Genomic DNA, 24,291 nt, shown 5'->3' with positions numbered 1-24,291 from the left:
GCACACAACCCGGGGTTCCGTCCACCAGGATGGCCGAGTTGTGTGCGCTGCCGGTCGGGAGCGGACGCCGAGCGCACACAACCCAGGCTCAGGGTGGGCCGACGCCCCGTCACCGCGCTGAACCTGGGCGTGGATGACGCCCGCGTCAGAAAGGTGCCACGATGGCCGGGCAGCGGAGCCGACAGGGAGCTCTGCGCGGACGTGAGGGACTTGAGATGGCGGCAGGCACGGGTGCAGCGGGCAACGGTCCCGACGTCGACGTGGTGGTGGTGGGCGCCGGGTTCTCCGGTCTCTACCTGCTCCACCGCCTGCGGGCCCTGGGGTTCTCGGCGCGGGTGCTCGAGGCCGCCGACGACGTCGGCGGGACCTGGTACTGGAACCGCTACCCGGGCGCCCGGTGCGACATCCCCACCACCGACTACACCTACAGCTTCGACCCGGAGCTCGAGGACGACTGGACCTGGTCCGAGAAGTACGCCACCCAACCTGAGATCCTCCGCTACCTGCAGCACGTCGCCGACCGGTACGACCTCCGCCGCGACATCGAGCTCGGCACGCGCGTCGAGTCCGCGGCGTGGGACGAGTCGTCCTCCGTGTGGTGTCTGCGGACCGACCGCGGCACCGAGGTGACCTGCCGCTTTTACGTGATGGCCACCGGCTGCCTCTCGATGCCCAAGACCATCGACATCGAGGGTGTCGACCGCTTCCGCGGCGAGGTCCTCCACACAAGCCGCTGGCCCCACGAGGGCATCGACCTCACCGGGAAGCGGGTGGCGGTGATCGGCACCGGCTCGTCGGGCATCCAGTCCATCCCGCTCATCGCCGAACAGGCGGCGCAGCTCACCGTGTTCCAGCGCACCCCCAACTTCTCCATCCCCGCCCACAACGGGCCACCGCCTGCCGAGGCTGTCGCCGCCCTCGAGGTCGACCGGGAGGCGTACCGCGAGGCGGCGAAGCGGTCGCGGGGCGGCGTGCCCATCGAGCCGCCGCAGGTCACCGCGGCGATGTGCTCCGAGGAGGAGCAGCGCGCCCGGTTCGAGGCGGCGTGGAGCGCCGGGGAGCTGTTCGAGATCCTGAGCGTCTTCGCCGACCAGATGGTCAACCCGGAGGCCAACGAGGTCGTGGCCGAGATGATCCGGGAGAAGATCCGCTCCGTGGTGCGCGAGCCTGCCACCGCCGAGGCGCTCTGCCCCACCGACCACCCCTTCGGCACCAAGCGGCCCTGCCTCGACACCGGCTACTTCGAGACCTACAACCTCCCGCACGTCCGGTTGGTCGACCTGCGCCGCCAGCCCATCACCACCATCACCGAGACCGGCATCGAGACGGTCGAGGGCACCGTCGAGCTCGACACGATCGTCTTCGCCACCGGCTTCGACGCCATGACCGGCGCGGTCGTGGCCGTCGACATCACCGGTCGTGACGGACTCACGCTGAAGGAGAAGTGGGCTCACGGTCCCACCACCTACCTGGGGCTGATGACGGTGGGGTTCCCGAACCTGTTCACCATCACCGGGCCGGGCAGCCCCTCGGTGCTGTCGAACATGGCGGTGTCCATCGAGCAGCACGTCGACTGGGTCGCCGAGTGCCTCGTCGACCTGCGCGAGCGGGGCTTCGAGACCATCGAGCCCACCCCCACGGCGGAGGCGGGCTGGGTCCGCCACGTCAACGACTGCGCCGACATCACGCTCTACCCCACGGCCAACTCGTGGTACATGGGCGCCAACGTGCCGGGCAAGCCTCGGGTGTTCCTTCCCTACATCGGTGGCGTCGACGTCTACCGGGCCACCTGTGAGCAGGTCCTCGAGCAGGACCACCTCGGGCTTCGGCTCGAGGGGCCGGAGGGCACCCACTGCAACGACGGCGTGGTCCGCCGCCTGCAACCCGACGTCGCCATGGTTCTCGACCTGATGGCGAGCCTCGAGCTGCCGCCGATCGAGTCGATGTCGCCCCCGGACGCCCGGGCGTTCATGGAGGTCGTCTCGGCCGCCCGGCCACCCGGCCCGGACGTCGCCGAGATCGTCGACGGCGTGCTGCCCGGCCCCGCCGGCGACCTCCGGTACCGGCTGTACCGGCCCGAGGGCGACGGGCCCCACCCGCTCATCGCCTACTTCCACGGGGGCGGCTGGGTCCTCGGCAGCCACGAGTCCGACGACCCCCTGTGCCGCGACCTGTGCGTGCGAACAGGGGCGGTGATCGTCTCGGTGGACTACCGCCACGCCCCCGAGCACCCTTTCCCGGCCGCGGCCGAGGACGCCTTTGCCGCAGTCCGGTGGATCGCCGCCAACGCCATCGAGCTGGGGGGCATCCCTGGCCAGCTGGCGGTCGCCGGCTGGAGCGCCGGGGGCAACCTGGCCGCCGTGGCGTGCCGGATGGCGCGTGACGAGGACGGCCCCGACATCGTCGCCCAGCTCCTCCTCAACCCGGTCACCGACGGCGACCTGACGCGCCCTTCCTACGAGGAGAACGCCGAGGGCTACGTGCTCACCACGGCCATCATGGAGTGGTTCTGGGACCACTACGTGGGCGACGGCGACCGCCAAGACCCCCGGGTGGCACCGCTGCGCGCGGGCGATCTCAGCGGCCTCCCTCCGGCGGTGATCGTGACGTGCGAGTTCGACCCCCTTCGTGACGAGGGGCGTGCGTACGCGGATGCACTCGAGGCCGCGGGAGTCCAGACCCGCCACATCTCCGGGCGCGGGCACACCCACACCTCGCACACCATGGTCGACGTCGTCCTCTCCGGAGCGTCGCTCCGGGCAAGAGCTGCCGGGGCCCTTCGCGAGTGCTTCAAGGTGGCCGCCCCCGCCTGAGGCTCCGACCGCGGCCTCAGCGGTAGGCCGCGGCCTGGAGCTCGTACAGCTCGGCGTAGGTGCCGCCGGCGGCGAGCAGGTCGGCGTGGCGGCCGACCTCCTGCACCCGTCCCGACCCCAGCACCACGATGAGGTCGGCCATGCGCACGGTCGAGAATCGGTGCGAGATCAGCACGGTGATGGCCCCCGTGTTGCGGGCAGCCCCCGAGGCGGCCTCGGCGTAGCGCTCGAAGAGCATGTGCTCGGTCTCGGCGTCGAGGGCGCTCGTCGGTTCGTCGAGCACCAGCAGGAGCGGCCGCTGGCGCATCATGGCCCGACCGAGGGCGAGCTTCTGCCACTGGCCCCCGGAGAGGTCGGTGCCGTCGAGCGTGGCGCCCAGCGGTGTCTCGAAGCCGTCGGCGAGCGACTGGAGCACGTCGCTGCCGGCGGCGCGGTCGAGGGCCGCCCCGGCGGCCTCGAGGTCGCCGAGCCGGTCGAGGTCGCCGACGCCGACCACCTCGTGGGCGACGAGCTCGAGGCGGGCGTGGTCCTGGAAGCCGGCGGAGACCCGCTCGAGCCACTGCTGGGGGGGCACCCGGGCCAGGTCGGCGCCGTCGACGAGGATCCGCCCCCCGGTGGGCCGGTACAGCCCGCACAGGAGCTTCACGAGCGTCGTCTTCCCGGCGCCGTTGTCGCCCACGACGGCGACGACCGCGCCGGCGGGGAGGTGGAGGTCGACCCCGTCGAGTGCCGGCGCGTCGTCGCCGTAGGCGAAGGAGATCCCATCGAGGCGTATCCCGTCGGACAGCTGGTCGGGCACCGGGCGGTCACCGGGTGCCGCGGCCTCCGCGGCGTCGGCGAGGTCGACCAGCCAGAGGAGGCGCCCGGCGCCCCGGAGCACGCTGGCGAGCCAGATCGCCATCCCCGCCGCCTGTTGCAGCTGGCCGGTCAGGCGGGTGGTGAGGAGGATCGCCAGGTAGAGGTCGCCAGGGGTGGCCTCGCCGGCGACCGCGTTGCGTGCGACGAGCCCGACAGCCACGAGGAAGCCGACGATGAAGAGGGCGAAGCCGCCGGCCCGCTGGACGGCGGCGATCGCGGCGGCCCGCGTCCGGCGTCGCTCGACCGACCGCCAGAGGTGGCGGTACCGCTGCTCGAGCTCGCCGGCGAGGCCGAAGACGCGCAGCTCCTTGGCCCCGGCGTCGCCGGTGGCGAGGTCGTAGAGGTGCAGGGCGCGCCGTTCGTCCTCGGCGGTGGCCTCGTGGACCGCCTCGACCGCGTGCTGGCTCCGAGCGGCGAGCCACACCGCCGGCACCCCGAGGGCCACCGCCGCCACGGTGCCCGGGTGGACCCACATGAGGAGGCCGACGGTGATCGCCAGCTCGGCGACGGCGGTGATCGCGTAGGCGAGGGCGGGCACCCCGTTCATGAGTCCCTGTCGCTCGGTGCGGAGCAGCTCGATGCGATCGGCGTGGTCGGGCCGCTCGAAGTGGTCGATGGTCGGGATGCGGGCGCAGGCGTCGATGATGCGCTGGTCGACCTCGAGCGAGAGGCGCTCCCGCAGCCGCATGTCGAGGGCGAAGCGGCCCAGGAGCAGGCTGATGTGGACGAAGGCGGCGAGGGCTCCGGCCGCGATCCAGGTGAGGGCGCTGGTGCGGTCGGCGGCGGTGACGGCGTCGACGAGCGCCCGGCCGACGACAGCGGAGATCCCCGTGGTGGCTGCGGACACCGGGACGATGACGAGAGCGGCGCGCAGCGGGTCGGCGCGGAACGCCATGCTGGCGAGCAGCCACATGCTCCGTGCGGCCGTTCGGGCGCCGCCACGCTGGTCGGCGGTGGCGGTGTCAGGCACCGGCGGGCTCCGGCAGCTCGTCGTCCGAAACGTCCGGAGCGTCCTCGTCGGCGAAGCGGGCGGCCTGGAGGGCGAAGAGCTGGGCGTACCGGCCGCCGAGGGCGACGAGCTCGTCGTGGGGCCCGTCCTCGACGACCCGACCGCCGTCGAGCACGACGATGCGGTCGGCCCGCCGCACGGTCGAGAAGCGGTGCGAGATCACCACCGACGTCAGCGGTGCGCCGTCGCGACCCTGGGCCGTGAGCTCCAGGAAGCGCTCGTACAGGTCGGCTTCGGCCCGTACGTCGAGGTTGGCGGTCGGCTCGTCGAGCACCAGGACCCGCGCGCCGGCGTCGACGGCCAGCATGGCCCGGGCAAGGGCGATGCGCTGCCATTGCCCACCGGAGAGGTCGGTGCCGCCGGTGAGGGTGCTCGACAGCGGTGTGTCCCACCCGTCGTCGAGGCGGGCCAGGACCTCGGTGGCCCCCACCCGGGCGGCGAGGGCGTCGAGCTCGGCCTCGCCCACCCGGAGGTCGACCGCGCCGAACGCGACGTTGTCGCGCGCCGGCAGCTGGTAGCGGAGGAAGTCCTGGAAGAGCACGCCCACCTGGGCGCGCCAGGCCCCAGGGTCGAGCTCGGCGAGGTCGACCCCGTCGACCGTGATGCGACCTTCGTCGGGCTCGTGCAGCCGGCACAGCAGCTTGATCAGGGTCGTCTTGCCGGCGCCGTTGAGCCCGACAACGGCCAGGCGCTGGCCGGCGGGGATGGTGAGGTCGAGACCGTCGAGGACCGCCTCGCCGCCGGGGTAGGCGAAGCGGACGCCTTCGAAGCGGATCTCGCTCGCCGGCATCCCGTCGGCCGGCGCCGTGCCGGGTGTGGCGAAGCGCTCCTCGGCGGTGACCTGCTCGAGCCGCAGCACCGCCGGCACCGCGGCCGCCCCGTAGGCGATCGAGATCTCGGCGTCGCTGGCCTGGATGCTGAGGACGCCGTGCACGGCGCCCACGGCCACCACGAAGGCACCGAGATCGAGGCCACCGCTGAGGGCGGCGATGGCGACGGCGGTGAGCCCCCCGAGCTGTGCGATCCCCACGGTGCCCGAGACGCCGAGGATCCGGCTCCCGTTGCGCCGCCGGGCTGCCCAGGTCGGCGCCATGGTGGCGTCGAAGGCCCGGCGGTTGCGGTCGGCGATCCAGCGCCCCCAGCCGAACACCCGGACCTCCTTGGCGGCAGGCGCCGTGGAGGCGAGGTCGCGGAACCAGGTGATGCGGCGGAAGTCGAGCCCGGCGGTGGTCACCCCGCGCAGGTTCTCGAAGAACAGCCGCATGAGGCCGACCTCGAGGACGAGCCGGGCGCCGACCAAGGGAAGGGCCACCCACCACAGCCCCAGCGCGACCAGGACCCCTGCCTCGAGGAGGGAGGTGAGCCGGACGCTCACTGCCGGGGTGAGGCCGGAGGCCGCGGCACCGGGTGACATGCCCGCGGGGGAGAGATCGCGGGCCAGGGCGAGGGCGCTCTGGACCTCGGTGTCGTGGAGGTGGTCGAGGCCGGCCGGGCGGAGGCATGCCCGGAGCACCCGTGTCCGGAGGGTCCCGTCGACGCGGCGGGCGACCATGCCACCGAGCACGCCCAGCAGCTGGCCGGCGACGTAGGCGAAGAGGAGGACGAGACCCAGGGCGCCGAGCAGGATGGTGAAGTGCCGCCCGGCCGGCGAGGCTGCGCCGCCCTCGACCGCCGCCGGCAGCGCTCCGACGACCTGACCGCCCACGACGGTGGCGAGGGCGGCGAGGGCAGCCGACGCGATGCCGGTCACGACGAGCGACGCCGTGATCGGCCGGCTGATGGCGGGCAGGAGCCGCGCCAGGGTGACGATGCCCGCGCCCAGCTGCGGGGAGGTGGCCATCGCCCGAGGGTACCTGGAGCCTTCGCCCGTCTTCGGCGGGTTTGCGGCATGCACCGGCCTTCGGTCCGCTCGGTGAGGTCGCGGGGGTCCCTTACCACACTGACGGCGCTGTCACCAGCGGCACCGAACTTGCGCCGGGCGCACGGAGACGATGGACTTGTGCGCAGAACCTGGCTCGAAACGGGGGCGATGACACACCCATGGCGATCGACGTCGACACCAAGGACTGCACGGCGCTCAGTGACGCTGAGCTGAGCGAGCTCGGCGACATCTGCGCCGACGGGCCCGCCAAGTACGACATCGGGCTGCTCTCCAAGCAGCGCGACGAATGGGTGCTCGTCACCCAGGCGCACAACAAGGCGGCCCTCCAGGGCTTCTCGTTCTGCACCCTCGAACGAATCGGGGGCACGCCGTCGGTCCTGATCGGGCTGGCCACCGTGAAGCGGACGCAGAAGCGCTCCGAGGTGCTCAAGGCGATGATGGCCGACCAGCTGCGTCGGGCCGTCCTGGCCTTCCCCGACGAGGACGTGCTCGTCGGCACCCGGTTCGTCGACCCGTCCGGGTTCGAGGCGTTCACCTCGTTCCTCGAGCTCGAGGACATCGTGCCCCGGCCGGGCCACAAGGCCACGGGCGAGGAGCGAGCCTGGGGCCGTCGCCTGGCCAAGCGCTTCGGCGTCGACAACGACTACGACGACCGCGCCTTCGTGGCGGTGGGCGATGGGAACCCCCCGTGCGTGCTCGACCACGAGTCGCTCACCTCCGATGCCATCGCCCCCGAGGTCCGGGCCCTCTTCTCCGAGCTCGACCCGGAGCAGGGCGACGCCCTCATCGCCTTCGGCTGGGCCATGGCCGAGGATCTGGCCAAGCTCGCCTGAGTGGAGCGCCGCTCGGCGCTGGCGGCGGTGCTCGGCCTGGAGCCGGCTGGTGGGGGGACGAGTGGAGCACGCTGAGGTGGTCCGGCGACGCCGGATGGTGCGTGCGTTCGACGGCCGGCCGGTGCCGGCGCCGGCGCTGGAGCGAGTGCTCGCTGCTGCCCGCCGCGCACCCTCGGCGGGAAACACCCAGGGGCTCGACCTGGTGGTGCTCGAAGGTCACGGGCCGGTCGCCCGCTACTGGGAGACGACCATGCCCGATCCCGGCAGGCGGGCGGCGTTCACGTGGCAGGGCCTCGTGCACGCGCCCGTGCTGGTCGTCCCGTACGTCCGGCCGTCGGCGTGGGCCGAGCGCTACGCCGAGGACGACAAGGCGCCCTCGGGCCTCGGCCACGAGTCGGCATGGAGCGTGCCCTATTGGTGGGTCGACGGCGGGATGGCGGTGCAGCTGCTGCTCCTCGCCGCCGTCGATGAGGGCCTCGGGGCTTGCCTGTTCGGCCAGTTCGACCACGAACCGGCCGTGCGTGCCCTGCTCGGTGTGCCTGACGACCGTCGCGCCCTCGGGACCATCGCCCTCGGCCACCCCGCACCCGACGAGGTGGGGCGCTCGGCGGGGCGGCCCCGCCGCCCGCTCGACGAGGTGGTCCACCGCGGCGGCTGGTGAGCAAGCGCGGGCGGGACCGCCCGTCCGGCGGTCGCGTGGTCCTCGCGGGGCTTCGGTCACCGCCATCGGGGACCTTCGGCCCTGTGGCCCCGGTCGCCCCGCACCCCAGGATGGGCCCATGGCTCTTCGCGACACGCACTCCGGCCTCGAGGTCATCGAGCGGGACGAGTGCCTGCGGCTGCTGGCGTCTCGCCAGGTCGGCAGGCTCGGCGTGGTTGACGGTCGCCGGCCGTTGATCTTCCCCGTCAACTACGTCGTGGCCGGTGAGGAGATCGTCTTCCGGACCGATCCGGGCACGAAGCTGACGGCGGCGCTGCGCGCCAACGTGGCGCTCCAGATCGACGAGGTGAACGAGGAGGAGCGGACCGGTTGGAGCGTCCTCGTGTCGGGCCGCGCGGAGGAGATCGACTCCTTCCGGAACGAGGCGGTGCGGGCGCTGCTCGACCTGCCCGTGCGTCCCTGGTCTGCCGGGTCGAAGGCGCACTGGGTCCGCATCGTGACGGAGTCGGTCACGGGTCGGCGGCTCTGAGCGGCGGCGCGATCTGCCAGGATCGGCGGCATGGAGCTTCGACTGGACGGCAAGGTTGCGTTGGTGACGGGCGGGTCGCGGGGGATCGGCAGGGCCATCGCCACGGCCTACGCCGCCGCCGGCGCCCGGGTGATGATCTCGTCGCGCAAGCAAGAGGTCCTCGAGGAGGCGGCGGCCGCCATGGACGGCGAGGTCGAGGTCTTCGCGGCGAACGCCGGCGAGCCCGACCAGGCCGAGGCCTGCGTGGCGGCCTGCGTCGAGCGACTGGGTGGCCTCGACATCCTCGTCAACAACGCCGCCACCAACCCCTACCAGGGTCCGCTGATGGGCATCGACGTGGCCAGGGCGGACAAGACGGTGAAGGTCAACCAGCTCGGGCTCCTGGTCTGGACCCAGCTGGCGCACCGGGCGTGGCTGGCCGACAACGGAGGGGTGGTCATCAACATCGCCTCCACCGGCGGGCTGAGCGTGACCCCCGGGATCGCCTACTACAGCGTCACCAAGGCCGCGGTCATCCACCTGACCCGACAGATGGCGTCGGAGCTGTCCCCCCGCACCCGGGTCAACGCCATCGCCCCGGGCCTGGTCAAGACCGACATGGCCCGGGCCCTGTGGGAGCCTCACGAGGAGGCGATCGCCTCCCGGACACCCCTGGGCCGGCTGGGTGAGCCGGAGGACATCGCCAACGCCGCCATGTTCCTCGCCAGCGACGCCTCGTCGTGGATGACGGGCCAGACGCTGGTGGTCGACGGGGGATCGCTCATCCGCGCCGACGGCGCCTGACGCCGGGGGTGCGCCTGACGCCGGGGGTGCGCCCGAGGGTGTGGGTGTGCCCGAGGGGTGTGAAAGGTGCGCTGCTGGGTAACAGACCCCGGTGGCGGAGCAGCAGGTGGACGGCGGCGCGCCCTGGGCTGAGCACTACGTCGTCGTCGTCGGCGACGGTGATGCCGACGTCGTCGACGTGACCGACGAGGAGGTCATCGAGGCCTGGCGGGGACGGGCCATCGCCGTCGGCCGGCCCTTCGTCGCCGCCCGGGTCCGGGGGCCGGTGGCCGACGTCGAGTACGACCTCGCTCACCTCGACCGACGGCTTGCGCCCTGGGCCCTCGAGCTTCTCGACCACCACGACGGCTTCCACGGCAGCGCGTACGGGGTGCTGCGGCGCGTGGCGCGGCGCGACGCCGTGGGCGTGGCCCTCCACCTGGTGTCGCTGGTCGCCGGTGCTGACTCGACGGTGAGCACCGCCACGGCCGACCGGATGCGGCGATTGGCGCGGACCCCTCAGGCCGGTTGAGCCCGGCCGCCGACCTGGCGGCGGCGGACCTTGCCGAGGGCGGTCCGGGGGAGGTCGGCCTCGAGGACGAGCTCGCGGGGCGCCGACCAGGCCGGCAGTCGCGCCTTGACGGCCTGGCGGAGGGCATCGAGGGTCGGAGGGTCGGCCGGATCGGTGGGGACGACGTGGGCGACCACCCGCTGGCCCCACTCGGGGTCATCCCGGCCCACCACGGCCACGTCGGCCACCCCGCGGTGGGCGCGGAGCACGGCCTCGACCGGGTCGGGCCACACCTTCTCGCCACCGGTCACGATCACGTCGCCGAGGCGGCCGTCCACGTGAAGCCGGCCGTCGGATCCGAGCGCGCCGCTGTCGCCGGTGGCCAGCCAGCCGTCGGCGTCCCTCGGGTCGGTGCCGTCGCGGTAGGCGCGCAGGAGCATGGGTCCCCGAACGTGCACCTCGCCCCCGACCACCCGCACCTCGACGCCGTCGAGGGGTACGCCGTCGTAGACCACGCCGCTGCCGGTCTCGGTCATGCCGTAGGTGGTGACCACGTTGGACGTCGTTGCGGCGGGTGGGGCGCCACCGCCGAGGAGCACGGCGCGGTAGGCGCTCGTGTCGACCCTCGCCAGCGCGGTGGCGACGAGGGAGACGAGGGTGGCGCCACGCGCCGCGGCCCCGGCCAGCACCACCGGGTCGGGTCTCGGCGCCACCTCGAGCGGGGTACCGGTCACCAGGGCGCGGGTCACCACCGACAGCCCCCCGACGTGGGCGAGGGGCAGGCAGGCCAGCCAACGGTCCCGGTCGGGATCGACGCCGAGGCGGGCGCTGGTGGCGACCGCCGACGTGACCACGGCGTCGTGGGTCAGGACCGCGCCCCGAGGGGCGCCCGTGGTGCCGCTGGTGGCTACCACGAGGGCGTCACCGTCGGCCACCGCTTCGGCGCCGTCGAGGCGCACCTCGTCACCGTCGGGCCCGATGACCGCCGCCGGTCGCATGGCACGCAGCATGATCTCGGCTGCCGGCGGAGGCAGGCGGGGGTCGAGCGGCAGGACGGCGTCCCCGGCGTCCCAGACCCGTCGCAGCCGCTCGACGAAGGACGGCGTGCCCTCGGCGACGACGGCGACGAGACGGCCCACGCCCCGATGGTACGGCGCGGCGACGAGTCGCCCTCGTCGAGGGGTGGGCGGTACGTTCGGCCCATGACCGCCGACGCCGTTGTCTGGGAGCCCGCGGGGGACTGGACCGACATCCGCTACGAGACGGCCGAGGTCCTCGACGGCCACCGCGTCGCCAAGGTCACCATCGCCCGGCCCGAGGTGCGCAACGCCTTCCGGCCGGAGACGGTGATCGAGCTCTCTCAGGCGTTCGAGCTGGCCCGGGAGGACACCGCGGTCGGCGCCGTGGTGCTCACCGGGGAGGGCCCCGAGGCCTTCTGCTCGGGCGGGGACCAACGGGTGCGCGGCGACTCCGGCTACGTGGCTTCCGGTGCCGGTGTCGGGCGGTTCCACGTCACCGACCTGCACGTCCAGATCCGCCGCCTCCCCAAGCCCGTGGTTGCGATGGTGGCCGGCTACGCCATCGGCGGGGGGCACATCCTCCACCTGATCTGCGACCTCACCATCGCTGCCGACAACGCCCGATTCGGCCAGACCGGCCCGCGGGTGGGCTCGTTCGACGGCGGGTTCGGCGCCGGCCTCCTGGCCCGGCTCGTCGGCCCCAAGAAGGCCAAGGAGATCTGGTTCCTGTGCCGTCAGTACGACGCCGCCCAGGCGCTGGAGATGGGGCTGGTCAACACCGTCGTGCCCCTGGGGCGCCTCGAGGCGGAGACGGTCGGGTGGTGTCGAGAGATGCTGGCGCTCTCGCCGTTCGCCCTGCGCCTGCTGAAGGCCAGCTTCAACGCCGACGAGGACGGCCTCAGCGGCATCCAGCAGCTGGCCCACGACACGAACCTGCTCTTCTACATGAGCGAAGAGGCCCAGGAGGGCCGCGACGCCTACCGCGAGAAGCGGCGTCCCGACTTCGGCCGATTCCCCCACCGGCCCTAGCGCGGCACCGGTGAACCGCTGGGTGCTGGGCGCCCGACCCCGCACCCTCCCGGCCGCCGTGGTGCCCGTGGCCGTCGGCACCGCCGCGGCCGTCGGCAACGGCGCGGGGATCATCGCCTGGCGGGCGCTGGCCGCGGTCGTCGCCGCACTCGCCATCCAGGTCGGGACGAACTACGTCAACGATTACGCCGACGGGCAGCGAGGGGCCGACGCCGACAGGGTCGGCCCGGTGCGCCTCGTGGCCTCGGGCCTGGCCACGGTGGGCGAGGTGAAGCGGGCGGCGCTCGCTGCCGCCCTGGTGGCGGCGGTGGCCGGCTTGGCCCTGACCGCGGCGGTCGGTCCGGAGCTGCTGCTCGTGGGGGCGGCGAGCTTCGCCGCCGGCTTCCTCTACACCGGTGGGAGCCGTCCCTACGGCTACGCCGGCTTCGGCGAGGTCTTCGTGTTCCTGTTCTTCGGCGTGGTCGCCACCGTCGGGTCCGCCTACGTCCAGCTCGAGCGGCTCAGCTGGCTGCCCTTGGCTGCGTCAGTGCCGGTGGGCCTCGTGGCCACCGCCCTGCTCGTGGTCAACAACCTGCGCGACATCCCCGGCGACGCGGTGGTGGGGAAGCGGACCCTCGCGGTGCGCATCGGCGACGGCCCGACCCGGGTCCTCTACGTGGGACTGGTGGCGGCCACGCTGGGCGCGGTCCCGATCCTGGCGCTGTCACGACCCTGGGCGCTGCTGGCCCTGCTGGCGGTGCCCCTCGCCGTGCCGCCGATCCGACGCCTCCTCGGCGGCGCCACCGGACCGATGCTGGTGCCGGTGCTCGCCGACACCGGGCGGCTCCAGCTCGTCTTCGGGCTCCTCCTTGCCGCCGGCCTCGCCCTCTCCGGATGAGGGGGTCAGCGGTGGTGGCGGCCCAGCCAGGGCCGGACGATGCCGAGGAAGTCGTCGGGGCGCTCGAGGTGGGCGGCGTGGCCGGCGCCGGGAACGATCGCCAGCGAGGCGTTCGCACCGATGCAGTCGACCAGGCGCTCTCCGAGGGCACGGAACTTGGGGTCCCGCTCGCCGGCGATCACCAGCACCGGCATGGTGAGCCCGTCGAGGCGGTCCCAGAGGGGCTCCTGGCTGCCGGTGCCGGCCAGCCGCAGGCTCGAGGCCAGGCCGTCGACGGTGTTCCCGAGGCGGGCGTCCAGCCCCCCGGCCTCGGGGTCGAGCCCGGCGAAGAGGGGGAGCGAGAGCCAATGGTCGAGGAAGGCCTCGAGCCCCTCGTCCTCGAGACGGCGCGCCAGCTGCTCGTCCTGGGCCACGCGGGCCGCCCGCTCGCCAGGGTCGTCGAGGCCACCCGTGGCCCCCACGAGCACCAGGGCCACCACCTGCTCAGGGGCGGCGAGCGCGGCGTGGAGGGCGAGGCGCCCGCCCATCGAGTAGCCGAGGTAGGCGGCGCGGCCGACGGTGGCGACCACCAGCTCGGCACCGGCGGCCAGGTCGGCCCGCACCGCCGACGAGCCGCCGTGGCCGGGGGCGTCGACCCGCACGACCTCGTGGTCGGTCGCCAGGTCGGCGGCGACCGGGCCCCAGCAGCGACGGTCCTGGGTGAATCCGTGGAGGAGCGCCAGGCGGGGTCCCGTCCCCTCGACCGACGACGCCAGCATGGGAGGATCCTCCCATGACCGCCTCGCCCCAGGCGACCTTCGTGGCCACCCTGGTCGACGAGTGGGCGCGGGCCGGGGTCGCCCACGCCGTGGTGGCGCCGGGCTCGCGCTCCACGCCGCTGGTCCTGGCCCTCGCCGCCGACGGCCGCATCCGCCTCCACGTCCACCACGACGAGCGCTCGGCAGCCTTCCTCGCGCTCGGGATCGGCCTCGCCACCGGCGTCCCCGCCGTCGTCCTCACCACCAGCGGCACGGCCGCGGTGGAGCTCCACCCCGCCGTGGTCGAGGCCGACCTGGCACGGGTGCCGCTGCTGGTGTGCACCGCCGACCGACCACCCGAGCTCCACCACGTGGGGGCGCCCCAGACCGTCGACCAGACCCACCTCTACGGGCGGTCGGTCCGGTGGTTCGCCGAGCCGGGGGTGGCGGAGCCCACGGCCTCGGCGACGTGGCGTTCGCTGGCCGCCCGAGCCGTGGCCGAGGCCCTGGGCCCGCCCGCTGGACCGGTGCACCTCAACCTGGCCTTCCGCGATCCCCTCGCGGCGTTGCCGGGCCCCCTCCCCCCGACCCGGGCGGACGGCGGGCCCTGGCACCGGACGGTGCCCCGGCCGGCCACGCCCGCGCCCGACGCCGTCGACGAGGTGCGGAGCCTGCTGGCCGGAGCCCGCCGGGGGGTGATCGTCGCCGGCGGGGGGTCGGGTGACGCCGAGGCGGTGCACGGCCTCGCCTCCGCCCTCGGCTGGCCCGTCCTTGCTGACCCGCGGGCCCCCGCCCGCTGCCCGGCCCCTGCCACCGTCGCGTCATTCGACGCTCTCCTGCGTCACGAGGCGACCGCCGAGCGGCTGCGGCCCGACGCCGTGCTCCGCCTCGGTCAGGCGCCGGCGTCGAAGGTGCTCGGACAGTGGCTGGCGGCGAGCGGGGCGGTGCAGGTGGCGGTGGAGGCCGACGGGACCTGGCTCGACCCCGACCGGACGGCGGCGGCCATGGTGGCCGGTGACCCGTCGGGGTGGTGCCGGGCACTCAGCGACGCCCTCGGCGGGGCGCCCACCGACGAGGGGTGGGCGCCGGCCTGGGCCGCGGCCGAGGGCACGGCGTCGTCGGCCATGGCGTCGGCGATCGCCGCGGTGTCCACGCCCACCGAGCCTGCCGTGGCCCGGACGCTGGCCGCCGCTCTGCCCGACGGGGCCACCCTCGTGGTCTCGTCGTCGATGCCGGTGCGCGACCTCGAGTGGTACGCCGCGCCCCGGGCCGGGCTGCGGGTGCTGGCAAACCGTGGCGCCAACGGGATCGACGGGGTGCTCTCCACCGCGGTCGGCGCCGCGGTGGCGACGGGGGAGCGGACCGCCGTGCTCATCGGCGACATCGCCCTGCTGCACGACACCAACGGGCTGCTCGGTCTGGCCGGGCGTGGCGCCGACCTCACCGTGGTGGTGGTCGACAACCGGGGTGGCGGGATCTTCTCGTTCCTGCCGCAGTCCACGACCGTGCCCCCCGAGGTCTTCGAACGGCTCTTCGGGACGCCCCACGACGTCGACCTGGTGGCCCTGGCGGAGGTGCACGGCCTCCCCGGCACCGAGGTGAGCGACCTCGACGAGCTCGCCTCGGCGGTGGCATCACCGGTGGAGGGTGCCCGGATCGTGGTGGTTCGCACCGATCGGTCGTCCAACGTGGCGGTCCACGACCGGGTGCACGCTGCCGTGGCAGCGGCGCTCGACGAACGTGGTGGCGGCGACCCGGCTCAGCCCGATGGGATCAGCGGGGCGCAGGACGGGCCGGGCCCCGCCTGATCGAGGAGGGGGTCGGGGTCGTCCTCGATGTCCCAGGGTTCGCCCCAGCGGACGAGGTCGACGAAGGGCGTGACGACCCGGCTGAGGAGCTGGTTGGGGGGCATGGGGTCCTCCGGGGGTGGCGCTCGACGGGGGGGCGGTGTCGCCCTGCCAGCGTCCATGGTGGTCGATGTCGGGTGGGAGGGCGCGCATCCCGCCTTCCGAGAGGCGAGTTGCTTGCACCTACAACGACGGGTGCTCACCACCCTTACCCTCCCCTTCGGGTTGGTGAACACCCCTTGGCTACGGCTGCACGAGGGAGCCCAGCACCGCCTGGAGCTTCGCTCTCGTCTCGGCCAGCTCGGTTGCCGGGTCGGAGCCGGCCACGATCCCGTTCCCGGCGTAGACGGTGGCCCGCGCACCGTCGACCTCGGCGCAGCGGATGGCGACGGCGAGGCGGCCGTCGCCCCGGGCGTCGGTCCAGCCGACAGCGCCCGTGTAGCGCCCTCTGGGCTCGCCCTCGAGTCGTGCGATCTCGCGGCGCGCGTCGTCGCGCGGCCAGCCGCAGACCGCTGGCGTGGGGTGCAGGGCGGCGGCGAGGGTCAAGGCGGTGGCCGGAGGTGACGAGAGGCGGCCCTCGACGAGGCTGGCGAGGTGGGCGACGTTGGCAAGGGAGACAACCCGCGGTTCGGGCTCCGAGTCGACGTAGGAGCAGAACGGCAGCACCGTGTCGAGCACCACGTCGATCGTGACCTGGTGCTCGGCCCGGTCCTTCGACGACGCAAGCAACTCGGCGGCCAGGCGGCCGTCGGCTTCGGGGTCGCCGGTCCGGGGGACGGTGCCGGCCATCGGGTGCGAGCGGACGATGTCGCCGGTGCGCGAGACCAGCAGCTCGGGGCTGGCGCCCACGAAGCCGTCGATGGCGAAGACCATGGCCGACGGGTACGAGGTGCGCATCCGTCGCAGCAGGCCGAGGACGTCGAGGGGGGCATCGGCCTCCACCACGACCTGGCGGGCAAGGACGACCTTGCCGAGCTCCCCCCGCCGGAGGGTGGCCACAGCCTCGGCCACCGCCTCGCACCAGGCCGCCGGGGTCCTCGAGGCACGCACCTCGAACGACCCTGGCCCCATCCCGGCGGGAACGGTGGGGTCGGTGGCAGTGAGGTCGGCGACGAGCGTCGGGTGGTTGGTGGCCCCGCCATCGGCGTCCTCCACGGTGGTGACCCAGCGGGTGCCGTCGGCGTCACGACCCACCAGGAGCGACGGCACCACGGCCACGCCGCCGGCGTCGTCGTCGCCGAAGGGCAGGGCCACGAAGGCCACAGGGCCGGTTCCGGGCCGCCCGATCTCGTCATCGACCTCGACGGCGGCCAGGGCGGTGTCGACGACGCCGGCGCTGCGGCGGAGCCGATCGTGGCCGACGGGCAGCTCGATCCGCAGCGCCGTACCCCGCCCGGCGATCCCGGTGCCCGCCTGCTCGAAGAGGAGCCCGGCCGGCCCCGCCACATCGAGCAGGTCGACGTCGGCGTCGAGGCGGCGGGTGCGCGCCACCAGCCGAGCGCCCGGGGCCGCGGGATCAGACCTGGTCACGGGTGGCGACGAGGAGCTGGCTGATGCCGCCCGTGAGCAGGCGGCGGTCGGCGTCGGCAAAGCCGGCGTCGCGCACCATGGCGAGCAGCTCAGCCGGTTCGGGGAGGTAGGCAACGGACCGGGGGAGGTACCGGTATGCGTCGCGATCGGAGAGCAGGCTGCCGATGCGGGGCACCACAGCGCCGAAGTACACGGCGTGACCGGCACGAAGCAGGGGGTTGGCGGGTTCGGCCACCTCGAGGAGGGCGATCCGCCCACCGGGGCGAACCACCCGGCCGACCTCGGTGAGGAACGCCCGCAGGTCGACGAAGTTGCGCAGGGCGAAGCCACAGGTGACCCCATCGGCGATGCCGTCGGCGACGGGGAGGCGCAGGGCGTCGCCGTGCACGAGCGGGGCCGTGGTACGGGCGGCGGCGAGCATGCCGTAGGAGAGGTCCACGCCCACGGGGCGGTGACCGGCCCGCTGGAGGTCCCGGCACAGGTCGCCCGTTCCGGCAGCCAGGTCGAGCACCGTGGCGCCGGGGGGCAGCGCCAGGGCGGCGACGGCCCGCCGGCGCCACCGAGTGTCCAGCCGGAAGGTCATGATCCGGTTCACCAGGTCGTAGCGGGGCGCGATGGCGTCGAACATGGCCCGCACGGCGACGACCTTGTCCTCACCCTGGGGCAGCGCTGCCTGGCGTCGGTCCACGCCGGGAGGTTACGGCGGTGCCCCCGGTGACGACGAAGCGGTCGCCGGCCGCCGACGGGTTGGACATGGCGCACTGGGGTACGGGTGAGGCATGGCAGACCGACCGCAAGGTGATGAACCGGACGCTGCGGCTGCGGGGGAGCCCACGCGACCCCTCGGGGCCGAGGAGTCGCTCCCGCCTGAGGCGGAACCGACCGCGGCGGTGGGTGGCGAGCCCACGTCCCGCCTCGACCGCACGACGGTGGGATCCGGAGCTGCGGGAGCAGGGGCGACCGCCACCCGAGCCGGCCCCGCTGGCGTCCCGCCCGAGGAGGACCGCGACCGTCAGTTCGCTTGGGTGTTGTGGGGCTTGCTCGCACTCCTGATCGTCGGTTTGGTGGCCTGGCTCCTCCTCCGGGACGAGGGCAACGGTGACGAGGCCGATGTGGTCACCGACGACACCGTTCCCGCTGAGGTCGAGGAGCAGGAACCGGCGGATGAGCCACCGCTCGACGATGCTGAACCCGGCGACGGCCAGGCAGACAACGGCACCGCACCCGTCGACGACGCACCCGTCGACGACGCACCCGCCGACGACGCACCCGCCGACGACGCACCCGTCGACGACGGCCCCGGCGAGCTCCGGGCCGGCGACGAGGCCCTGTTCCCGGTCCCCGACGACCTCTCGGCCTTCGAGGGAGACGACGTCAGGGGTGAGGGGGTCCTCGTGCACTCGGTGGTCGAGGCCCTGGGCTTCTGGATCGGCGACGACGACGAGAACCGGATCTTCGTGCGCGTCGAACCGGGTCTCGACACCGGCGGCTTCGTGGTCGAGGAGGGGGACCGGGTGGACCTCGAGGGGACCGTCCGGGCCAACGACCCCGACGACGTCGACCCACCCGACGACGCGGGAGGCGATCGCTACCGCGAGCAGGGCCACCACATCGAGCTCCGCTCGCTGGAGCCCGCCTCCTGAGCCGGCGCCTCAGCCCTCGATGACGCTGCGTGCCCAGCGGTAGTCGGGCTTGCCTGACGGGGACCGCCGCACCTCGTCGACGAGGAGGAGCCGGCGGGGGACCTTGAAGGCAGCCATCGTGCGACGGCAGTGGTCGGCGAGGTCGGGCAGGCAGGGGGCGCGGCCGGGGCGGGGTTGCACGATGGCGGTGATCACCTCGCCCCACCGTGGGTCGGGAGCGCCGACCACGACGGCGTCGAACACCTCCGGGTGCGAGCGCAGCGCCGACTCGACCTCCTCGGGGTGGACCTTCTCGCCTCCGGAGTTGATCGAGGTCGAGCCCCGTCCGAACACCACGACGTTGCCGTTGGCGGCGATGGTGGCGCGGTCGCCCGGGACCGCCCAGCGCACGCCGTCGACCTCCGGGAAGGTGAGCGTGCTGGACTCGGGATCTCCCAGGTAGCCGACCGGGATGTGGCCACGCCGGGCCAGCCACCCCGTCCGCCCGTCACCGGGGCTGAGCGGGCGGAGGTCGTCGTCGAGCACCGTGGTCCCCTCGCCGGGCACGAAGCTGCCGGCTCCGTCGACGTCGGCACCGGGGGCCGACACCATCCGGCCCTGCCCGCCGGTCTCGGAAGCGCCGAAGCCGTCGACCAGGACGACGGTGGGCAGGAGGCGCAGGAGGTCGGACTTGACGGAGGGCGACAGCGTGCTGCCTCCCGACATGATCACCGTCACGGTCCCGGCCCGTGCCGTGCACGCGGTGTCGCCCTCGAGCGCATCGACGAGGGGTCGGGCGAACGCGTCCCCGACGATCACGAGCCACGAGGCCGCCTCGCTGGCCGCCACCTCCCAGAGCCGGCCGGCGTCGAGCCCCCGGGCGCGCATCACGATCACCGTGCCGCCGCGGAACAGCGTCGACAGGGCCATCCAGTGGCCGGTGCCGTGGATGAGGGGGCTGGCGACGAGGCAGCGGGCCCGGCCGGCGGGGGCGTGGGCCCGAACCTCCTCGATCGTGCTCAACCCGGGGCGAAGGGGGCTGGCGCCGCTCAGCGCGGCGTGGAAGATGTCCTCGTGCCGCCAGACGACGCCCTTGGGCCGGCCGGTGGTCCCCCCGGTGTAGAGGACGTAGCGGTCGTCGCCCGAGCGTTCGGCGACCGGCCGTGACGTGGGGGCGACGGCAAGTGCGGCCTCGTAGTCGTCACCCCGGACGAGGGTGGAGCGCAACAGAGGCAGCTCGTCTCGAACCTCGTCGATCGCCGGGGTGAGGTCGGGCTCGTGGATGACCAGCGCCGTCCCGCTGACCTCGAAGAGGTGTCGGAGCTCCTCGGCCACATAGCGGTAGTTCACGTTGACGGGGAGGGCCCGGAGCTTGAAGCACGCCAGCATCGCCTCCAGGTACTCGTTGCCGTTGGCCAGCTGGAGCCCGACCCGGTCTCCGGGTCCGATGCCCCGACCGGCGAGCACGTGGGCCAGCCGGTTGGCCCGCCGGTCCAGCTGGGCGTAGGTCGAGCGGGTCGTGGTGCCGTCGGCCTCTGCGCACACCACCGCCTCACGGGTCGGGACGTTGTCCGCGACCGCCTCGAAGAGGTCGGCGAGGTTCCAGGACATGCGCAAGGAACCTAGACGCGCCCCATGTGTCCGCTGTCACGCTCGGGGGTCCGCCGTCTCCCCGAGGGTACGGTCCCGGTGTGGCGGTCGACTCAGGTGAACCAGATGCGCTGGTAGTCGCGGCTCATGGGGTGGAGCAGCAGCGCCACCAGGGCCACCTCGAACATGAGGCCGATCGGGTCTCGGGCGAGCAGCCCGGCCGGGCCGGCGATGGCCAGCCGAAGGGCCGCGGGCGCCAGCGCCATGGCGATCCCGAGCGTGTAGCCCCACCGCTTCTCGTTGGCGATGCCGAAGCCGGCGGCGGCCATGCCACCGATCAGCAGGAGCCCGATGGGGTTGAGGAACGTCCCGAAGAGCACACCGAACGCCGCCCTGATGTAGAGCAGGAAGACGGCGATCTGCATCGTCTGGGGCTGGGAGGGGTTCGTCCAGCGTCGGGTCTCCATGCCTGACAGTGTGGCAGCCCTCATCCTGGCTGCCGGAGGCGGGACCCGCCTGCGCCCGCTCACGCTCCTCCGACCGAAGGTGCTGTGCCCGGTGGCCGGCGTACCGCTCGTCGACCACGCCCTCGAGCGGGTCGCCTGCCTGGTGGGAGCCGGGCCCTCGATCATCGCCGTCAACGTGCACCACCATGCGGAGGTGCTCGCCGCCCACGTCGAGGGTCGGGCCCATGTCTCGAGGGAGACGGGGGACGAGGCACTGGGCACCGCCGGCGCGGTGGGCGCGCTGCGTCCCTGGCTCGACGGTCGATCCCTCCTCGTGGTCAACGGCGACACCTGGTCAACAGCGTCGCTCGGACCGCTCCTCGACGACTGGGACGGGGAGCGGGTCCGCGTCGCGGTGCTGGGGCCGCCCGGGACGCCGCTGGTCCCTGGTGCCCCGATCGTGGGGTCGATCGTCCCGGCGGCCGACGCCGCTCGGATCCCCGCCGAGCCACTCGGTCTGAGCAACGGCTTGTGGTGGCCCGCCCTCGACGCCGGGCGGCTCGACGTCGTCAACGTCGGCGGGGAAGCCATCCCCTGCGACCGGCCGGCTGGCTACCTCTCGGCCAACCTGGCGGCATCGGGGGGCGCGTCGGTGGTGGGTGAGGGGGCGACCGTGGAGGGGACCCTCGTCCGATCGGTGGTGTGGCCGGGTGCCAGGGTGCGCCGGCGAGAGGTCCTGGTCGACGCCATCCGCGCCTCGGATCGCATGACCGTGCTGGTCCGCTGAGCCAGGACGCCTCCGCCTCAGGTGCGAGGCCGGGGGGCGGCCACGGCAACCTCGTGGTTGGCACGTAGCTGGCCGCAGGCGGCGTCGATGCTGGTGCCGCGGTTCTGGCGCACGGTGGCGTTGACGCCGAGCGAGCGCAGCCGGTCGCAGAAGTCCCGCACCCCCTCGGCCGGCGTCCCCGGCGTGGCGTACCCGGGAGTGGGGTTCAGGGGGATGAGGTTGACGTGGGCGCGCAGCGGGCGGGCCAGCTCGGCCAGCTCGACGACGTCGGATCGCCGGTCGTTGACGCCGTCGATGAGCGCCCACTCGAACGACAGGCGTCGTCCGGTGGCGGCCACGTGGTCGGCGCAGGCCTCGGTGAGCACGGCGAGCGGGTACCGGCGGTTCAGGGGCACCAGCTCGTCGCGCAGCTCGTCGTTGGCGGCGTGGAGCGAGACCGCCAGGTTGACGGGCAGGTCCTCGGCGGCGAGGCGACGGATGCCCGGCACGACCCCGACGGTGGAGATCGTGAGGTGGCGGGCAGAGAGGCCGAGGTCCACGTGGATGCGGCGGGTGGCGGTGAGCACGCGGTCGTAGTTCGCCATGGGCTCACCCATGCCCATGAACACGACGTTGGACAGGCGCCGCCCCGTGGCTCGGGCCCGCTGGGCGGCCCGGACCACCTGCTCGACGATCTCGCCCACGCTGAGGTGCCGCTCGAAGCCGGCCTGGCCGGTGGCGCAGAAGCTGCACGCCATGGCGCACCCGGCCTGGGAGGAGATGCACACCGTGGAGCGGTCGCGGTAGTGCATCAGCACCGTCTCGACGAGAGCCTCGTCAGCCAGGCGCCAGAGCCACTTCACGGTGGTCCCGGCGTCGCTCTCAGACTCCTCGGCGAGGTCGAGCGCCGGCGGCAGCGCCGCGTCCAGGCGGGCGCGCAGCGCCGAGGGGAGGTCGGTCATGTCGGCCGGGGCGACGAGGCGCCGGTGCAGCCCGTCCCACACCTGGCGGACGCGGTACGCGGGCTCGCCGGCGAGCACGCTGGCGAGGTCGTCGCGGTCGGCGTCGTAGCGTGTGGGCACCCGTCGAGGGTAGTGGCGCGGGGCCCTCACACCCCTCGTGCTTGGCGATTACCGTGGCCGGCATGGAGAGCAGCACCGGCGAGGAGGGGTCACACGGCCACGTCCACGTTCATGGCCACGAGCACCACCGCGACGTCGGTGGCGGTCCGGCTCGGGCGGCGGTGTTCGGTGTCAGCGACGGCCTCGTGTCCAACGTGGGCCTCATCCTCGGCGTGGCGGGAGCGTCCCCGGGCCCGGGCGTCGTGCGTGTCGCCGGGCTCGCCGGCCTGATCGCGGGGGCCATCTCGATGGCGGCGGGCGAGTACAACTCGATGCGCGTCCAGGCCGAGCTGCTCGAGCGCGAGCTCGAGATCGAGCGGCGGGAGCTGAAGCGCAACCCCGCCGGGGAGATGAACGAGCTCGCGCACCTCTACCAGTCGCGTGGCGTGCCGGCAGATCAGGCGCGCGAGCTGGCCCAGGTGATGATGCGCGACCCCGAGCTGGCCCTCGAGGTGCACGCCCGGGAGGAGCTCGGCATCGACCCGAACGAGCTGGGCTCGCCCCTCGGCGCCGCCGCCTCGTCGTTCTCCGCGTTCACCGTCGGCGCCGTGGTGCCGCTCGTCCCGTGGTTCATCAGCGCGGGCAACGGCGCGATCATCGCATCGCTCGTCCTCGCCGTCATCGCTGCCGTGGTGGTCGGGACGCTCACCGCCCGGTTCACCGGTCGTTCACTGGTGCGCACCGTGTCGCGCCAGGTGGCCTTCACGCTCGTCCCGGCCGCGATCACCTTCGCCATCGGCTCCGCCATCGGCGCGTCCGTCTAAAGGGCGAGCGGGGCCCGTCACCGACGGAACCCTCCCACCCTCCGCAGGCTCCGGGCGGGTCCCTTCCGTCGGCGCCACCCGCTCGTGGGCCGTTTGATCGCCTCGGCTTCGCCGAGCCCCTTCAATGGGGGTCGATGTCGCCGACGTAGGCGCGATCGACGTGGTCGGTGGCGAAGCCGAGCTCGTCGTACAGCGAGACGGCCGCGGTGTTGCCGGCGTCGACGTAGAGCATCCCGGTGCGCAGCCCCTGCCGGGCGAGGTGGTCGAGGCCGGCGAGCACCAGCGCCCGACCGAGGCCGAGTCCGTGGAAGTCGGGGTCGACGGCGATGACGTAGATCTCACCCAGTGGCGGCTCCTCGTCGGCGTGGACCTTGGTCCAGCAGAAGCCGGCCAGCCGGCCCTCCCGCTCGTGGAGCAGGAAGCCCTCGGGGTCGAACCAGGGCTCGGCCTGGCGGGCAGCGAGGGTGTCACGGTCCCAACCGCCCTGCTCCGGGTGCCACTCGAAGGCCCGGTTGTTGACCGCCAGCCACGCGTCGGCGTCGTCAGTCCGGAAGGGTCGCAGGGCGAGCACGGGGACCTCGGCGTCCTCGATCGGCAGCGGGCGCCTCAGCTGGAGGAGGTCGCGGCCGCGGCCGAGGCCCACTTCGGCGGCGACGGCGTCGTGCACCTCGGTCGGCTGGTGGACCCACAGGTGCACGTGGCCTCCGCCCTCGTCGGCGATGGTACCGAGGGCGGCGCGCAGCAGCTCGGGGCCGATGGTCAGGCTGTCAATCCGGTGGTGGGGGTCGATCACGAGGTCCAGGGCCCAGCTGCGGACCCCCCGGCTGACCTGGGCATAGCCGACGGGGTGGTCGTGGCCCGGCTCCCAGGCCACCAGGCCAGCGAAGCTCTGGCGCCCGCCCTCGGCCATGTCGAGCCAGCGGTGGTCGTCGACGGCGCGGTGGCCGTCTGCCTCCTCGGCCACCGCCAGCAGCCGGCGGACGGCGGCGATGTCGTCGCCGTCGAGCTGACGCTTGATCTCGAGCCTGCGCACCATCGCAGGGTACGACTCCGGTGGGGCCGCGCCGACCGTCCCGTACGATCCG

At 73.8% G+C, this 24,291-nt stretch carries 23 protein-coding genes; 12 read left to right on the top strand and 11 right to left on the bottom strand.

Features of this window, described 5'->3' with window-relative positions; genetic code table 11:
• The first annotated feature begins 215 nt into the window (after nt 1-215).
• The gene (locus VMN58_09080; GenBank protein ID HUF33343.1) at nt 216-2,813 is read left to right on the top strand and encodes an alpha/beta hydrolase fold domain-containing protein; all 2,598 of its coding nucleotides are present in this window, start codon (nt 216-218) and stop codon (nt 2,811-2,813) included.
• Between the two features lie 16 nt (nt 2,814-2,829).
• On the opposite strand, the gene VMN58_09075 is transcribed toward VMN58_09080, so the two are convergent.
• Nucleotides 2,830-4,641 (bottom strand): ABC transporter ATP-binding protein, encoded by a 1,812-nt coding sequence (locus VMN58_09075; GenBank protein HUF33342.1) that lies wholly within the window; start codon nt 4,639-4,641, stop codon nt 2,830-2,832.
• Entirely contained in the window at nt 4,634-6,520 is a 1,887-nt protein-coding gene (locus VMN58_09070; protein ID HUF33341.1) for an ABC transporter ATP-binding protein, read from the bottom strand. Before VMN58_09070 ends, VMN58_09075 begins: the two co-directional genes overlap by 8 nt.
• A 200-nt stretch (nt 6,521-6,720) precedes the next feature.
• Between VMN58_09070 and VMN58_09065 the strand changes: the two genes are divergently transcribed.
• From VMN58_09065 to VMN58_09045, 5 genes are all read left to right on the top strand, one after another.
• Entirely contained in the window at nt 6,721-7,395 is a 675-nt protein-coding gene (locus VMN58_09065; protein HUF33340.1) for a hypothetical protein, read from the top strand.
• Between the two features lie 61 nt (nt 7,396-7,456).
• The gene (locus VMN58_09060) at nt 7,457-8,056 is read left to right on the top strand and encodes a nitroreductase family protein (protein ID HUF33339.1); all 600 of its coding nucleotides are present in this window, start codon (nt 7,457-7,459) and stop codon (nt 8,054-8,056) included.
• Between the two features lie 118 nt (nt 8,057-8,174).
• On the top strand, nt 8,175-8,585 hold the full coding sequence (locus tag VMN58_09055) for a pyridoxamine 5'-phosphate oxidase family protein (protein HUF33338.1): 411 nt from the start codon (nt 8,175-8,177) through the stop codon (nt 8,583-8,585).
• A 30-nt stretch (nt 8,586-8,615) separates the two neighbouring features.
• The gene (locus tag VMN58_09050) at nt 8,616-9,368 is read left to right on the top strand and encodes an SDR family oxidoreductase (GenBank protein HUF33337.1); all 753 of its coding nucleotides are present in this window, start codon (nt 8,616-8,618) and stop codon (nt 9,366-9,368) included.
• 91 nt (nt 9,369-9,459) lie between these two features.
• Entirely contained in the window at nt 9,460-9,879 is a 420-nt protein-coding gene (locus tag VMN58_09045; GenBank protein HUF33336.1) for a hypothetical protein, read from the top strand.
• Here VMN58_09045 and VMN58_09040 read toward each other — a convergent pair.
• Nucleotides 9,867-10,997 (bottom strand): AMP-binding protein, encoded by a 1,131-nt coding sequence (locus tag VMN58_09040; GenBank protein HUF33335.1) that lies wholly within the window; start codon nt 10,995-10,997, stop codon nt 9,867-9,869. The genes VMN58_09045 and VMN58_09040 overlap by 13 nt on opposite strands.
• Before the next feature lie 63 nt (nt 10,998-11,060).
• Here VMN58_09040 and menB point away from each other — a divergent pair, with 63 nt between their 5' ends.
• Both menB and VMN58_09030 read left to right on the top strand, forming a co-directional pair.
• Nucleotides 11,061-11,906 carry a 1,4-dihydroxy-2-naphthoyl-CoA synthase gene (gene menB, locus VMN58_09035; protein ID HUF33334.1) on the top strand — a complete coding sequence of 282 codons (846 nt, stop codon included), beginning with the start codon at nt 11,061-11,063 and terminating at the stop codon, nt 11,904-11,906.
• A gap of 10 nt (nt 11,907-11,916) precedes the next feature.
• Nucleotides 11,917-12,783 (top strand): 1,4-dihydroxy-2-naphthoate polyprenyltransferase, encoded by an 867-nt coding sequence (locus VMN58_09030; protein ID HUF33333.1) that lies wholly within the window; start codon nt 11,917-11,919, stop codon nt 12,781-12,783.
• Between the two features lie 5 nt (nt 12,784-12,788).
• Here the strand turns inward: VMN58_09030 and VMN58_09025 are convergent, their stop codons facing one another.
• Nucleotides 12,789-13,541, bottom strand: coding sequence for an alpha/beta fold hydrolase (locus VMN58_09025; protein ID HUF33332.1), 753 nt, complete (start codon nt 13,539-13,541; stop codon nt 12,789-12,791).
• Nucleotides 13,542-13,555: 14 nt separating this feature from the next.
• Here VMN58_09025 and menD point away from each other — a divergent pair, with 14 nt between their 5' ends.
• Nucleotides 13,556-15,328, top strand: coding sequence for a 2-succinyl-5-enolpyruvyl-6-hydroxy-3-cyclohexene-1-carboxylic-acid synthase (gene menD, locus VMN58_09020; protein ID HUF33331.1), 1,773 nt, complete (start codon nt 13,556-13,558; stop codon nt 15,326-15,328).
• Here menD and VMN58_09015 read toward each other — a convergent pair.
• The 3 genes from VMN58_09015 to VMN58_09005 form a co-directional block, all read right to left on the bottom strand.
• Nucleotides 15,280-15,432 carry a hypothetical protein gene (locus VMN58_09015; protein HUF33330.1) on the bottom strand — a complete coding sequence of 51 codons (153 nt, stop codon included), beginning with the start codon at nt 15,430-15,432 and terminating at the stop codon, nt 15,280-15,282. The two genes, menD and VMN58_09015, sit on opposite strands and share 49 nt — an antisense overlap.
• Nucleotides 15,433-15,610: 178 nt before the next feature.
• Nucleotides 15,611-16,858, bottom strand: a complete 1,248-nt coding sequence (locus VMN58_09010; protein HUF33329.1) for an isochorismate synthase — start codon at nt 16,856-16,858, stop codon at nt 15,611-15,613.
• 25 nt (nt 16,859-16,883) lie between these two features.
• The gene (locus tag VMN58_09005) at nt 16,884-17,585 is read right to left on the bottom strand and encodes a ubiquinone/menaquinone biosynthesis methyltransferase (protein HUF33328.1); all 702 of its coding nucleotides are present in this window, start codon (nt 17,583-17,585) and stop codon (nt 16,884-16,886) included.
• A gap of 376 nt (nt 17,586-17,961) precedes the next feature.
• On the opposite strand from VMN58_09005, the gene VMN58_09000 reads away from it, so the two are divergent.
• Nucleotides 17,962-18,540, top strand: coding sequence for a hypothetical protein (locus VMN58_09000; GenBank protein ID HUF33327.1), 579 nt, complete (start codon nt 17,962-17,964; stop codon nt 18,538-18,540).
• A 9-nt stretch (nt 18,541-18,549) separates the two neighbouring features.
• Here the strand turns inward: VMN58_09000 and VMN58_08995 are convergent, their stop codons facing one another.
• Complete coding sequence (locus VMN58_08995) at nt 18,550-20,130, bottom strand: acyl-CoA synthetase (GenBank protein HUF33326.1); 1,581 nt, start codon at nt 20,128-20,130, stop codon at nt 18,550-18,552.
• A 92-nt stretch (nt 20,131-20,222) separates the two neighbouring features.
• Nucleotides 20,223-20,576, bottom strand: a complete 354-nt coding sequence (locus VMN58_08990) for a hypothetical protein (protein ID HUF33325.1) — start codon at nt 20,574-20,576, stop codon at nt 20,223-20,225.
• Between VMN58_08990 and VMN58_08985 the strand changes: the two genes are divergently transcribed.
• A complete protein-coding gene (locus tag VMN58_08985) occupies nt 20,575-21,342 on the top strand; it encodes a sugar phosphate nucleotidyltransferase (GenBank protein ID HUF33324.1) in 768 nt (255 codons plus the stop codon). The two genes, VMN58_08990 and VMN58_08985, sit on opposite strands and share 2 nt — an antisense overlap.
• 17 nt (nt 21,343-21,359) lie before the next feature.
• Here VMN58_08985 and rlmN read toward each other — a convergent pair whose 3' ends face one another.
• A complete protein-coding gene (rlmN, locus tag VMN58_08980; GenBank protein HUF33323.1) occupies nt 21,360-22,403 on the bottom strand; it encodes a 23S rRNA (adenine(2503)-C(2))-methyltransferase RlmN in 1,044 nt (347 codons plus the stop codon).
• Nucleotides 22,404-22,465: 62 nt separating this feature from the next.
• Between rlmN and VMN58_08975 the strand changes: the two genes are divergently transcribed.
• Nucleotides 22,466-23,206 (top strand): VIT1/CCC1 transporter family protein, encoded by a 741-nt coding sequence (locus VMN58_08975; protein ID HUF33322.1) that lies wholly within the window; start codon nt 22,466-22,468, stop codon nt 23,204-23,206.
• A 121-nt stretch (nt 23,207-23,327) separates the two neighbouring features.
• On the opposite strand, the gene mshD is transcribed toward VMN58_08975, so the two are convergent.
• Complete coding sequence (mshD, locus tag VMN58_08970) at nt 23,328-24,239, bottom strand: mycothiol synthase (protein ID HUF33321.1); 912 nt, start codon at nt 24,237-24,239, stop codon at nt 23,328-23,330.
• Between the last annotated feature and the right edge of the window lie 52 nt (nt 24,240-24,291).

It is taken from the genome of Acidimicrobiales bacterium, assembly GCA_035512495.1.
Taxonomy (GTDB): Bacteria; Actinomycetota; Acidimicrobiia; order Acidimicrobiales; family CADCSY01; genus DATKDW01.
The sequence above is the reverse complement of the archived record's forward strand: the minus strand, read 5'-3'. Positions and strand labels throughout refer to the sequence as shown.

What these genes read in the sequence shown, in the direction of transcription:
- VMN58_09080 (HUF33343.1), top strand. Translation starts at nt 216, where the DNA reads ATGGCGGCAGGCACGGGTGCAGCGGGCAACGGTCCCGACGTCGACGTG.
- VMN58_09070 (HUF33341.1), bottom strand. Translation starts at nt 6,520, where the DNA reads ATGGCCACCTCCCCGCAGCTGGGCGCGGGCATCGTCACCCTGGCGCGG.
- VMN58_09065 (HUF33340.1), top strand. Translation starts at nt 6,721, where the DNA reads ATGGCGATCGACGTCGACACCAAGGACTGCACGGCGCTCAGTGACGCT.
- VMN58_09055 (HUF33338.1), top strand. Translation starts at nt 8,175, where the DNA reads ATGGCTCTTCGCGACACGCACTCCGGCCTCGAGGTCATCGAGCGGGAC.
- VMN58_09050 (HUF33337.1), top strand. Translation starts at nt 8,616, where the DNA reads ATGGAGCTTCGACTGGACGGCAAGGTTGCGTTGGTGACGGGCGGGTCG.
- menB (HUF33334.1), top strand. Translation starts at nt 11,061, where the DNA reads ATGACCGCCGACGCCGTTGTCTGGGAGCCCGCGGGGGACTGGACCGAC.
- VMN58_09025 (HUF33332.1), bottom strand. Translation starts at nt 13,541, where the DNA reads ATGCTGGCGTCGTCGGTCGAGGGGACGGGACCCCGCCTGGCGCTCCTC.
- menD (HUF33331.1), top strand. Translation starts at nt 13,556, where the DNA reads ATGACCGCCTCGCCCCAGGCGACCTTCGTGGCCACCCTGGTCGACGAG.
- VMN58_09015 (HUF33330.1), bottom strand. Translation starts at nt 15,432, where the DNA reads ATGCCCCCCAACCAGCTCCTCAGCCGGGTCGTCACGCCCTTCGTCGAC.
- VMN58_08995 (HUF33326.1), bottom strand. Translation starts at nt 20,130, where the DNA reads ATGTCCTGGAACCTCGCCGACCTCTTCGAGGCGGTCGCGGACAACGTC.
- VMN58_08985 (HUF33324.1), top strand. Translation starts at nt 20,575, where the DNA reads ATGCCTGACAGTGTGGCAGCCCTCATCCTGGCTGCCGGAGGCGGGACC.
- VMN58_08990 (HUF33325.1), bottom strand. Translation starts at nt 20,576, where the DNA reads ATGGAGACCCGACGCTGGACGAACCCCTCCCAGCCCCAGACGATGCAG.
- VMN58_08975 (HUF33322.1), top strand. Translation starts at nt 22,466, where the DNA reads ATGGAGAGCAGCACCGGCGAGGAGGGGTCACACGGCCACGTCCACGTT.